Raw genomic sequence first — 11,769 nt, forward strand, 5'->3', positions numbered from 1 at the left:
GCGACTAGCACGGCGCGCCGCCCCGGCAAGCGCTTCACTTCCTGGGCGCCGTCGTCGTCGCGGCCGGCGTGACCGGCCCAGAGCTCGGCTGCTTCGGCTCTTGCTGCGATGTCCCCACGGCCGCGGGCGGCGCCGGCGGCGACGTATGGGTTTGTCGGAACCGAAGGGCCACGAACGCGCCCACGGCCGCAGCGATCACCACCACGAGCGCCACGAGCAGGCGAGCGCGGTCCGATCCGCGCGTCGACTCGGGCGCCGCCTCGACCAGCTCCGAAGACGCCTCGGCGGGCGTCTTTTCCTTCGTTCGCAGCGCGGGCGGCTCGGTCTTTGGCCCTGCGTTCCGGTCGAGGGTCGGCGTGACCGGCGGCGGCTCCACGGTCGACGTCGAGGGCACGCCCGGGGGCGGCGGGATCTCCGGCGCGATCGCGTCGGGCGCCTCCATCGACGGCGGCATGCTGCGCAGGTTCGGCAGGCTCGCCCCCACGCCCGGCTCGCTCCCGCCGTGCGCCGTATCCGCGCGCAGCACGCGCATCGACGACGCGGGCGCGTCCTCGGCTGACGGCGACGTCGCCTCGCCTTGCCGTAGCTTCGCGATCTGCCGCTCGATGATCTTCCGGATCTCGGTGCGTTTGTCCGCGTAGACCGTCGAGACGTACTTCCCGATGTCCTCCGGCGTGACGCGCAGCCCCGCGCCGTCGAGGTGCTCGAGGATCGCCGCGCGCATCTCGGCCGCGGTCGCATATCGATCCACCGGATCGTACGCCAGCGCCTTCGCGCAGATCTTCACGAGCGCCGCGGGTACGTCGGGACGAACCTTCTCGATCGGCACGAGATCGCCCGTCGCCAGCTTGTGGAGCACCTCCATGTCGGGGGCGTTGTCCCACATCTTCCGGCCGGCGAGGATTTCCCACAGCACGATGCCTGCGACGAACACGTCGGCGCGCCGATCGAGCGGCCTGCAGCGCACCTGCTCGGGCGCCATGTACCCGAGCTTGCCCTTCATGATTCCCGTGCGCGTCTCCATCAGGCGCACGTCGGCCTTCGCGATCCCGAAATCGAGCAGCTTGGCCTGACCGTCGTACGAGACGATCACGTTGTGCGGGCTCACGTCGCGGTGGACGATGTTGAGCGGCTTGCCGTCGTAATCGGCGAGCTCGTGCGCGTAGTGCAGCCCCGCGAGCACGTCGGCGAGGATCCGCAGGAGAACCCCGGGCGGCGCTGGCGTCTTCGTCCGCGACGACCGGTTGATCAGCCGGTTCAGCGGCGCGCCTTCGAGGTACTCCATCGTGATGAAGTACACGCTGTTCTCCGCGTGCACCTCGAACGTCTGCACCACGTTCGGGTGATTGAGGCGCGTCGCGATCCGCGCCTCGTCGAGGAACATCTCGCGCCGCTCGGGATCCTCGGCGAACTCGGCGCGCAGCCGCTTCACGACCTGCAGCTTGTTCACGCCGAGCGGCCCGGCGACCACGGCGAGGAACACGTCGGCCATTCCCCCACGGCCGAGGTTCGCGATCAGCTTGTACTTGCCGACGCTCACCGGCTCTTTGTCGGCTAGGCTTTGCGCGGCAGACACAGAGCCCATGTTCGTTCCGATCGTGCATCGGCGCAAGCGGGATCCGCCGCGCCGGCGGTGCAGGTTTTCGACGCGCTGCGCTCCGGATTCACGACGAACCTGCGAACATGCGATCCAGCATGGCCTGCGGGCGCCCGCCGGCGAGGATCTCCGAGAGCGTCCGGAACGTGTTCGCCTCCACCCGGCGCTCGTCGGCGAAGCGCACGATCCGCGGGATCAGCGGGATCGCCTCCACGCGGAGCTTCGCCATCGCGATCGCCTGATCGAGCGGCACCTTCCGCGCGAGCGCCTTGCCGAGCACCACCTCGGGCCGGTCTTCGAGCGCGATCGACGCGAGAAGATCGCCGTACCCGCCGAGCCCGAACATCGTCCGCTCCTCGCAGCCCGCGGCGGCCATGAGCCGCGCCGCCTCGTCGACCGCGCGCGAGATCAGCGCCGCCAGAAGCCCCGGCCCCGCGCCCGCCTCCTCCGCGTAGCCGACCCCGATCGACAGACAACCGACGAGCGCCGAGGCCCACTCGAGCCCACGCAGATCGTTTGTCCCGTACACCTTGAGGCTCGGGCTCTGGAACGCCCGCGTCACGGCCGTGAGCACCTCGGGGAACCGCGACCCGATCACCATCGCCGACGGCCGCCCCTCGATGAGCTCGCCGGCCTGCACCGGCCCTCCGAGCGCGCCGAGGCGCCGCGCGGGCGTCTCCTCCCGCACGAGATCGCTCACCGTCGTGAGCTCGTCGACCCCGAGCCCGCGCACCCCGTGCACCACGAGGTGCTGACCTCCGAGATGATCGCCGAGCGCCCGCAGCACGCTCCGCGCGACCGACGAAGGCACCGCGATCACGACGAGCCGCGCCTTCGCGACCTCCGCATAATCGACCGTCACGTGCAGGCCCGGATCGCTGTCCGCTTGATCGCGCCGCGAGTGCAGCACGACCTCGGCGCCCGTCCGGCGCGCCGCCGTCGCGAGCGCCCGCCCCCAGGGCCCGCCGCCCACGACCCCCACGCTCGGCGCCTCCCGTTCCGTCATGACAAACCTCCCTGCGTTGCCTCGGGCGACGCGGGTTTCGCGAAGACCGGCGGTCGCGCGGGCGCCATGCCCGGCGGGGCGATGACGTCCCAGGCCATCCCGTGGGCCGCGAGCCGGTTCTGGTAATAAAACAATAGATTCGTGTCGGCGATCGCGATCCCGTCCGGCCGCGACGCGAGCACGGGCGAAGCGTGGTAGCCGGCGAAGGCCCGCAGCGCCCGCTCCACGATGTCGCCGCCCGACGCGGTCCGGAGAAACCCGCCCACCACGATCTCGCCGCGATCGGCGAGCTCGACCAGCCGATCGCGGAGCTTCACCACGTCCCGCGCGAGATCGTCGCGCGGCACCACGACCACGTCGCGCTGCCGGAGCACCGTGAAGAGATCCCCGGCAGGAGAGGCGCGCCGCAGCCGTTCGAAGCTCGCGGCGGCCACGACGTGCGTCTCCAGCACCACCGTTTCGCGCAGGTAGGCCTTGCAGATCTCGTCGCCGAGCTCGCGCGTGTACTGCGCGTCGCGCACGGGATCGAGCGTCACGCGCCCGCCGTCGTCCTTCACGTAGCTCGACGGATCCACCTCGCGCCCGCGTCGATCGAACGACCGGCAGCGCTCGTCGACCACGTTGCCGAAAGGATCGATCGGCTTGCCGAACCGGATCACCACGGCGCCTTGCATGTCGAACATCTTGCGCATGAACGAGGTCACGCGGCCGAGGCGCGACGACTCGTCGTCCTCGATGATGAAACGCCCCTTGCCGGCCTCGGCGAGGAAGTCCGCGATCAGCGTCTCGGCCTCCAGCGTGATGAGGTAGTTGATCGTGGCGGGCACGAAGTACACGCGCCGCTCGCGGTTCGCGATCAGCGTCCGCGCGTACGCCTCGATCGCCGTGCCCATGAGCCCGAGCTTGAGCCGCCGCTCCACGCCGCCCGAGCGCGAGCGCGTCCCGCCCGGGAAAAACAGCGAGTGGTAGCCGCGCTCGAGCAGCACGCAGGAGTACGTCTTCAGCACGTCCTTGTAGAGGTTGTGCCGGATCCGCCGGTCGACGCGGTAGGCGCCGAGGTTGTGCATGAAGAACGACAGCACGGGGTTCGTGAACAGGTTCTTGCCGGCGCCGTAGGTGGCGGGAGGCAGCCCGGCGCGCTCGAGCGCGTAGCCGAACACGATCGAATCCATGTTCGAGAGGTGCGTCGGGACGTACACCGCCGTCCCGTGCCGCGACAGCTCGCGCAGCTCCTCGACGGGCCCTTCGACGCGCACCTTGTCGTCGAGGGCCGACAGGCTCACGAGGCGCTTCGGATCGCGTGCGAGGCGGACGAGCGTCCGCGGCGCGAGCAGCGACGTCACGACGGGCGGCAGGAGCTTCGACGACACCTTGAACACGCGCGGATCGAAGTTGCCGGCGACGTCCCAGCCCATGTGCTCGACGAGGGAGGCGAGCTTCTCGCGCCGCTCGCCGTCGCCCATGCGGCCGAGGGAGCGTGCGAGCTTTTGCCACTCGGCGAGCTCCTTCTGCTCCTCGGGCCCGCGCTTGCTGGCCTCGAGGCGCTTGGTCTCGTGGTAGGCCGCGTCGTTCAGCGCGAGCAGTGGATCTTTCGCGGAGAGCACGACGCGCGAGACCACGGACCGCACGATGTCTTCCCGCGCCGCGTTGAACCCGAAGATGGGGGCGTCGTCCTTCATGACGGATCTTGTTTAGAAAATTTCGCGGCCAGGCGCGAGCACGATGTGCGTGCGGGCGTACGCGTCCGGACGACGTAGGGCTTGGCTGTAGCTTTTGGCGAGGGGCGGGCGAGGTGAGGATCAGCGAAGGCGTTCGAGGTGGTTCTGGTGGCGCGTGGCCCACTTGTAGGTCGCCTTGAACGTTGTCTTCCCGGGTTCGATGGATTCCACGCAGTAAAACTTCTCGCCGAGGAGCAAGCAATCGCCCACGCTCACGGTGAAGCCCAAGGGATGGGGTTTGTCCCCCCACCACTCTTTTTCATGTTGGACCGATTCGGGGACGCCGCAGGCGAACTCCAGGACTGCCCATGGACCACCACGTTCATCCGTGGCGTTCCAGGCGTTCATGAAAAGGTGGCAATCCTCCACGCGCTCGACCTTGTTGTTCTCGAGGACGAAGCGGGCCGACTCCGAGCGGCCGCAGGCGACGCCGGAAATCATGATCACGAGGCCCAGGAGGATTACGTCTCGCATGAACAGTCCTTCGACGAACGCATCAATCGTCACAACGTGAGAAGGTGAAAGGTCCGCTGCAGTCGGTACATGTCTTCGAATTGCGCGCGCAACACGCTCCACAGTCCGACCGCGCGCTGGGGTGCGCGCAACTGTTGTAGCAGAGGTCCGTTTGCTCATGGCACCACGCGGCGTCCTTGCACTGCACGGCCGTGACCGTCCCCGCGGGCCCACACCCCACCGTCATCCCGGCCACCCCAAGAACAAGCCCCACAAGGTACGCCCGCATCGTTCCTCGACCCCAGCAGACGTTACCATGACTACATCTTCTCGGTCAACGCACCCCCCCGAGGGCCCCCGCGGCGCTACGTATTGCGCTCGTCGAGCCTGCGGCAGGGTCGGGAGACGCTCCACGAAGCGCCGTGCGAGCGTGTCGGGGTATCGAAGAACGCTCGGGCGTCCGCCGAGCGAGCCTCCGGCAGGCTCGACGGTCGCAACGCAGAGCGCTTCGGCACCCTCTGGTAGCCTCGACGGTCGCAACGCAGAGCGCTTCGGCACCCTCTGGTAGGCTCGACGGTCGCAACGCAGAGCGTTTCGGCACCCTCTGGTAGGCTCGACGGTCGCAACGCAGAGCGTTTCGGCACCCTCTGGTAGGCTCGACGGTCGCAACGCAGAGCGTTTCGGTACCCTCGGGTAGGCTCGAAGGCCGCTTCCTGTTGCGTTTCGGCACCCACCGATAGGCTCATGGCCCGCAATGTCGAGCGTTTCGAGGCCCCTTCGAGGGCCCCGAGGGCGCTCGATCCAGTGACATGCGGGCCCGCCACCGCCGTCGCACCTGCATCCGTCTCCGCGCCATTCGGGGGACACGGGGCCCGGCTCCTGTGGCTCCGGGCCCTCCTCGTGATTCGCCGCCTTCTACATCAAGGCACGCACGGATCCGGCGGCGGCGGCGCGGCTGGCACCACGCCCCCGAGCTGCGCCGATTTCATCGTGAAGCCGATCCCGATCGAGATCGCGTCGCATTCCTTGTTCGGATCCTGCGTCCCGTCGCTCAGGATGTCCGAAGCCTGGCGTATCTGGTTCAAAATGCTCTGAAGCGTCGGGCTGCTCGGATCGCAGAACGACTCGTCGAACTGGGCGGCCACCTTCTGCATCGCGTCGGTGAGCTCCTTCGTGTAGAGCACGCCCGAGATCTGGCCGTTCATGGCGCTCGCTTGATTGTCGTCGAGCTGGAGCGAAATGCGTGCCTGGTGAATGGGCAGCTTCAAATCGCCGGCCCCGAGCTTGAGCAGCAGCAGCGTGAACTGGCTCGGCGGCCCCGCGTCGACCAGGCCCGGCGTGATGGCCGTGGACGGGAACGAGCAGACCGCCGACGTCGCGTCGGCCGGGTCCGTGAGCGAGGACGCGTCGATCGGCCAGACGTCGCTCCCGTCGAAGGCCGGCTGTTTGCCCAGGTTCGCCCCCAAAAAGAGCTTGCTCGACGTCGAGCAGGTGTTCTGGCCGAGGCTCGCCACCGAGAGCAGGTACGTGAGCTCTCCGTTCGCGATGGCCTCGTTCTGCACCATGCTCAGGTCCGAGGAGAGGCCCAGGAACATGGGCAGGATGTTCCTCCCGAATGAGTTGTCGATGCCATTGTCCCCGTCCGGATACGCCCCCGCCGGCGACGCGCCCGCCGCGGGCTTGCAGACGTCGACCGAATTCTTCGTGGAGACGAGCCCGTCGATGTTCCTGCCATATTGCTTCCACCCCGACGTGTAGTTGGGCGTCCCGTCCGGATTCGTATCGCCGATCAGGAGGCGATCCATGGCGAGCACCACCGGCGAGCCCTCGATGCAATCGGGCAAGCTCATGCCGCCGCCCTGTCCGCCTTGTCCGCCTTGTCCGCCGCCGGCGCCACCGGCGCCGCCCGTGCCGATACCACCGGCACCGCCCGCGCCGCCCGTGCCGATACCACCGGCACCGCCCGCGCCGCCCGTGCCGATACCGCCGGCACCGCCCGTGCCGCCCGTGCCGATACCGCCGGCGCCGCCCGTGCCGCCTTCACCGGCGGAGCCGCCGCCTCCGCCCCCTGAGACCGTCCCACCACAAGCCGCGAGCGCGAGCGCCGCTGCGGCTGCCACCACCCCACCGACGCGAACGAAGCCAAAACGAAGCATGAAGTCCTCCGATCGGCGTCCGGGCTACGGACGCCGACTCACACCGTATCATGCCTTTTCACCTGACACGACCCGCGGTATCTTCACGGCAAGAATCTGACCACCTCTCGGGCCCCCGGACCTCGGGCAGATGAGACAATGATACGCTTTGCCAAACCATTTCTCGTCGCGCCCCTCTTCCTCGTCGCCTGCTCGGCGCCCGTCGTGCCCTCGGATCAGGCGCCCGCGGCCGGGAGCGCCTCCGCCGCCGCGCCCGCGCCCGCATCCGCCTCTGCGTCCGCCACCGCCACCGCGCCTGCATCTGCATCCGCGCCCGCTCCCGCGAGCATTCCCGCACCCCCATCCATTTCAGCGGACGAAGCCACCACGCTGCTGTTCCCCGGCGAAGCATCCGCAGCCGCTGCCTGCACCGAAGCCGACCCGCGGGCGCGGATTCGTTGCCTCCTCGAAAAACGGTACGAAGGACACGCCTCCGCGCGGGCCACCGTGCTCTCGCTCTACGAAAAGACCGGCAGCGTCGTCGGCGTCGAGGAACCTTACGTGATGGATGGCGGCTTCCGTGGCTCGATCCGCATCGTCCCGGAGCTGCCCGTCGGCCGCTACGAAAAACACCTCGGCTGGGTCGCCGAGGCCAGCGCCGATTTCGACGCCTTCTTCGACGGCATCGCCGCCCGCGCGAAGTCGGGCGTGAACTATCGACATCGCCCCATCTCCTGGAAGTTCTTTCGCTCCGTCGGCCGCACGACCCCCTCGGCCTATGCGAGCGGCTGGAGCATCGGGTACAACGTCTCGGGCTCGCTCCACGGCTCCGCGGACGCCGTGCGCGAGACCCTGTTCCACGAGATTTTCCACCTGAACGACGCCGCGCGGCTCTCGGGGCCCGAGGCATGGTCGCGCAAGAAGCTCGGCTCGATCCACGACGCCATCCTCCAGAAATGCAGCACGAAGGCCGCGTGCCTCGCGCCCTACGCGCCCATGCCCACGATGGTCCGCGGCGGGACCTATTACGCGTTCCAGCCGAACAACGGCGACGCCGTGAACGAATACGGCGCCGACCTCGCCGCCCGGTATTACCGCGAGACGCGCGCCCTGCTCCGCGGCGACAAGCCGGTCAAGCCCGCGTTCAAATGCGGCCCCGAGGAGAATGGTCGCGCCTGGAGGATCCTCGTGGACGAGTTCTTCGGCGGCGTGGACCTCGTCCCCGAATGCTAGGACGCGCGCCCACCTTCATCGCTTCCGTTTCGTTCCGTCATCATCCTCGCACGCAGCGTGCACAATGTCATCGCTTCCCGCGCGGGGCTCTGGTTTGATGGCGCCCGAGCCCATCGATTGGAGGAATCTGCCATGAACGCGACGAACACCCGACGCGCGCGCTGTGCAGGCATCGCGCTGCTTGTTTTGCCCCTCGGTATTTCTTGCGGGGAGACGCAGCCCGGCGGCGGGCTCGGGCCTGGCCCTGAGCCCGAGCCCGAGGTCGTGCTTCCCCCGCCGCTCGATCCGCTCCCGTCCGTCGCGCCCACGAGCACCGATCGTTTCGCGACCAGCGGACAGTGCGGGCAATGTCACTTCGCCGGCCCGGAGGCCACGGTCATGCACGACGCTGCCGGCAACGACATCTCGCCGGTCTATCTGTGGCGCAGTTCGATGATGGCCTTCGCCGCGCGGGATCCTTATTATCTCGCGGTCTTTGGCGAGGAGCTCGTGAAGAACAAAGGCCGCGAGGCCTTCGTCGAGGAGACGTGCACGCGTTGTCACGCGCCCGCCGGATCCGAGGAGCAAGCGCAGGCGGGCGGGCATTTGACATTCGACGCCATGGTCGCGGGCGACGGCAAAGAGGCGCACCTCGCCCGCGACGGCGTGACCTGCACGTTGTGCCACCAGATCGCCGACGAGGGGCTCGGAAAGATCCAGAGCTTCGCGGGCGGGTTCGTCATTGGATACGAGCGGGAGATCTATGGCCCGCACCTCGTGCCCAAGGTCGACCCGATGCAGCTCATCGTGAATTACACGCCCACCGCCTCCACGCACATCACGAAGAGCGAGGTCTGCGCGACGTGCCACACCGTGCTCGTGCCGATCATGAAAGGCGAACAGCGCGTCGGGGATTTCCTGGAGCAGGCGCCCTACCTCGAGTGGAAAAACTCCACGTTCGCGTCGGGCGCTCCTTGCGCCACCTGCCATTTGCCCACGCAGGATGCGTCGAAGGTCGACATCTCCTCGCCCATCGCGAAATTCCCGGCGGGGCTCGGCGCGCGGAAGCCGTACGGCCAGCATCGCTTCAGCGGAGGCAATTCCTACATGCTGCGCATCCTCGCGGACAACGTCGAATGGACGGGCGCGGCCGTCGCGCCCGAGGAGCTCGAACAGGCGGCGACGCGGGCCGAGGCGCACGTCGCCGAGGGGGCGGTGGTCAGCATTCTCTCGACGTCGATGCAGGGCAATGCGCTTGCCGTCGCCGTGCAGGTCGAGAACCACGCGGGGCACAAATTCCCCACGGGGTATCCGGGCCGGCGCGCGTGGATTCACGTGCGCGCCGAGGGCGCGGGCGGCGAGGTGCTCTTCGAATCGGGCGCGTTCGATGCGACGGGCGCCCTCGTCGATCGCGCGGGCGCGCGGCTCGATCGATCCGACGCCGTCCTGCCGCACCGCGATCTCATCACGAAAGAATCCGAGGTGCAGGTCTACGAGGCCGTCGCCAAGGACGCCGCGGGGGCCCCCACACATCGGCCGCTCGCGTCCGTCGGGTACATCAAGGACAATCGCCTGCTGCCCCTGGGCTGGTCCAGCGCGGATCCGTGGATCGATTGGATCGGCCCCGTGGGCGTCTCGGGCGACGGCACGTTCCAGGCTGGATTCGACCGCGTCACGTACGAGATCCCGGGCGGCGCGGGGGTCCGGCGCGTGATGGTGGAGCTTTTGTATCAATCGGTGCGACCCACCGAGCTCGACACGCTCGCGCGGGTGCCGCACCCTGCCGCGGTGCGGTTCTCCGGCATGGCGAGCGCGCGGCCGTCGATTCCCGTGGTCGCCGCGCAGGCGCAGATCGAACTGTGAAAGAGAGGAAGCAGATGGGAAGCCAATACGACATGCTCGCGGCCATCACGAACCTGACGGCCGAGATGCCGCTGCGAAAGTATTTCGAGGAGTACACGTTTTTCCAGGCGCTCGGCGACGTCACGGGCCGCTCGGTGCTCGACGTCGCCTGCGGCTCGGGGCTCTACAGCCGTCGATTCAAGCAGCGCGGCGCGGCGCGCGTCGTGGGCATCGACAACTCCGAGGGGATGATCGATTATGCGCGCCACCTCGAAGCGTCGCAGCCGCTCGGCATCGAGTACCACGTGCAGGGCGCCGAGAACGCCCGCGGCCTCGGCACCTTCGACGTCGTCGCCGCGACGTACCTCCTGCATTACGCGCCCACGCGGGAGGTGCTGCGCGACATGTGCGCGAGCCTGTTCGCCTCGCTCGCGCCGGGCGGTCGCCTCGTGTCCATTTGCATGAGCCCCGACATGGAGCTCGGGGACAGCTCGTATTATCGCAAATACGACTTCGAAGCGGCGTCGCGCGGCGAGGAGGGAGACGTCGCCACGGTGAAGAGCCTCGTGCCGGAGCTCCCGTTCACGATCACGGCATATCACTGGACGCGCCCCACCTACGAGGCCGCCCTGCGGGATGCCGGCTTCCGCGACATCGTGTGGCACCCGCCGCAGATCGCCCCCGAGGGCATCGCGGCGCTCGGCGCCGATCACTGGACCGAATACCTTCGGCGACCCCACGCCGAGGTGTTTTCCTGCACGAAGTGAACTAGCGAGGCCGCGGCGCGACGCGGCGCGGCTGGCGCCGGTTCTTGTCGACGATGCCCGCGATGAGGAGCGCGAACGCCAGCAGCCGGACCAGGAAGATCCAATGGCGACTTTCGTGGTTCCCGGGGACGAACGCGAGGACGCTGCGCTCGACGGAGAGCAGGGCGAACACCAGCGAGAGCAGCGCGAACAATCGCTCGCGGCTCTTTCGCCAGAACCGAAAGAAAAACAGGCAGACGGCCAGCGCCATCCCCACGAACACGCCCGAGAGAAGCTGGATCACGTGACCTCCCTGATCATTCCGTAAAGGAGCAGCCCCACCGCGACGACCGCGGTCATGACGCGCGGGAGCGACAGATCGGCGAGCGGCCCGATCAGGAGGTCCGTGAGGAGCAGCAGGTTGTTCAGGGCGAACGCGGAGAAGCTGAGGCCCGTCCAAAAGATGAGGCGCAGGCGGGTATGCCTGTAATTCTTGAGGAGAAGCACCGCGCAGACCAGGCTGGCCAGCAGGCAGAGCGTATAAACGGTCTCAGCCATCCCGCTCCTTTCTGAACCGGAATCCTTCCGCGTATACGTGCAGGTTGGAGATGGGGTTCGAGAAGATGCTCTCGAGCACCTTGTAACGAAGCTCCGTGTAGGCCGACGACAGGCGCGCGACGTCTTCGTCGAGCGACGGCGAGGCCGGCGCGTACCGATGGACGACGTGCTCGGAGGCCTTGCGCGACGCGACGAGCCCGCCGGCCTCCAGATCGGCCAGGCGGCGGATGACCGATTGCTCGCTCGTGCGGAGCGCCTCGCAGATCGCGCGGGCGGTCCACTCGTCGTCCGGAGCGCCGCGCAGGAGCAGGAGGATTTCCAGCTGCTCCACCGAAGTGATGTGGTCGGCGATGAATCGCGCGACCTCGTCCGGTAATCGCCGCTCCTCGGCCAAGTTCTCTCCCGATCCCCCGGCGTACCACCCGCCCGAATCCCTCGCAACCGAACGGAGGCAACGATAGGTAGACGGGCAGCCCATACCATTGCGGCCGTGACGGACTCA

At 68.3% G+C, this 11,769-nt stretch carries 11 protein-coding genes; 3 read left to right on the forward strand and 8 right to left on the reverse strand.

The window, feature by feature from the left end; all coding sequences use genetic code 11:
- Nucleotides 1-34: 34 nt before the first annotated feature.
- The 5 genes from QHF85_RS36085 to QHF85_RS36105 form a co-directional block, all read right to left on the reverse strand.
- Nucleotides 35-1,540 carry a serine/threonine-protein kinase gene (locus QHF85_RS36085; protein WP_281331946.1) on the reverse strand — a complete coding sequence of 502 codons (1,506 nt, stop codon included), beginning with the start codon at nt 1,538-1,540 and terminating at the stop codon, nt 35-37.
- A gap of 124 nt (nt 1,541-1,664) precedes the next feature.
- Complete coding sequence (locus QHF85_RS36090; RefSeq protein ID WP_281331947.1) at nt 1,665-2,603, reverse strand: NAD(P)-binding domain-containing protein; 939 nt, start codon at nt 2,601-2,603, stop codon at nt 1,665-1,667.
- Nucleotides 2,600-4,282, reverse strand: coding sequence for a 1-acyl-sn-glycerol-3-phosphate acyltransferase (locus QHF85_RS36095; protein WP_281331948.1), 1,683 nt, complete (start codon nt 4,280-4,282; stop codon nt 2,600-2,602). Before QHF85_RS36095 ends, QHF85_RS36090 begins: the two co-directional genes overlap by 4 nt.
- A gap of 120 nt (nt 4,283-4,402) precedes the next feature.
- A complete protein-coding gene (locus QHF85_RS36100) occupies nt 4,403-4,795 on the reverse strand; it encodes a hypothetical protein (RefSeq protein WP_281331949.1) in 393 nt (130 codons plus the stop codon).
- Nucleotides 4,796-5,694: 899 nt separating this feature from the next.
- Nucleotides 5,695-6,930 carry a hypothetical protein gene (locus QHF85_RS36105; RefSeq protein ID WP_281331950.1) on the reverse strand — a complete coding sequence of 412 codons (1,236 nt, stop codon included), beginning with the start codon at nt 6,928-6,930 and terminating at the stop codon, nt 5,695-5,697.
- A 138-nt stretch (nt 6,931-7,068) separates the two neighbouring features.
- Between QHF85_RS36105 and QHF85_RS36110 the strand changes: the two genes are divergently transcribed.
- From QHF85_RS36110 to QHF85_RS36120, 3 genes are all read left to right on the forward strand, one after another.
- On the forward strand, nt 7,069-8,142 hold the full coding sequence (locus QHF85_RS36110) for a hypothetical protein (protein WP_281331951.1): 1,074 nt from the start codon (nt 7,069-7,071) through the stop codon (nt 8,140-8,142).
- 132 nt (nt 8,143-8,274) lie between these two features.
- Complete coding sequence (locus tag QHF85_RS36115; RefSeq protein WP_281331952.1) at nt 8,275-9,984, forward strand: hypothetical protein; 1,710 nt, start codon at nt 8,275-8,277, stop codon at nt 9,982-9,984.
- A 14-nt stretch (nt 9,985-9,998) separates the two neighbouring features.
- Nucleotides 9,999-10,730 (forward strand): class I SAM-dependent methyltransferase, encoded by a 732-nt coding sequence (locus QHF85_RS36120; RefSeq protein WP_281331953.1) that lies wholly within the window; start codon nt 9,999-10,001, stop codon nt 10,728-10,730.
- Nucleotide 10,731: 1 nt separating this feature from the next.
- On the opposite strand, the gene QHF85_RS36125 is transcribed toward QHF85_RS36120, so the two are convergent.
- From QHF85_RS36125 to QHF85_RS36135, 3 genes are read right to left on the reverse strand one after another with little or no spacing between them, the layout of a single operon-like run.
- Complete coding sequence (locus tag QHF85_RS36125; RefSeq protein WP_281331954.1) at nt 10,732-11,013, reverse strand: DUF5985 family protein; 282 nt, start codon at nt 11,011-11,013, stop codon at nt 10,732-10,734.
- Nucleotides 11,010-11,267 (reverse strand): DUF5985 family protein, encoded by a 258-nt coding sequence (locus tag QHF85_RS36130; RefSeq protein ID WP_281331955.1) that lies wholly within the window; start codon nt 11,265-11,267, stop codon nt 11,010-11,012. Before QHF85_RS36130 ends, QHF85_RS36125 begins: the two co-directional genes overlap by 4 nt.
- Nucleotides 11,260-11,661, reverse strand: coding sequence for a winged helix-turn-helix domain-containing protein (locus QHF85_RS36135; protein ID WP_281331956.1), 402 nt, complete (start codon nt 11,659-11,661; stop codon nt 11,260-11,262). The genes QHF85_RS36130 and QHF85_RS36135 overlap by 8 nt, the downstream gene beginning before the upstream one ends.
- Nucleotides 11,662-11,769: the final 108 nt, after the last annotated feature.

The sequence above is a fragment of the Polyangium sp. 6x1 genome, assembly GCF_029946515.1.
Lineage (GTDB): Bacteria > Myxococcota_A > Polyangia > Polyangiales > Polyangiaceae > Polyangium.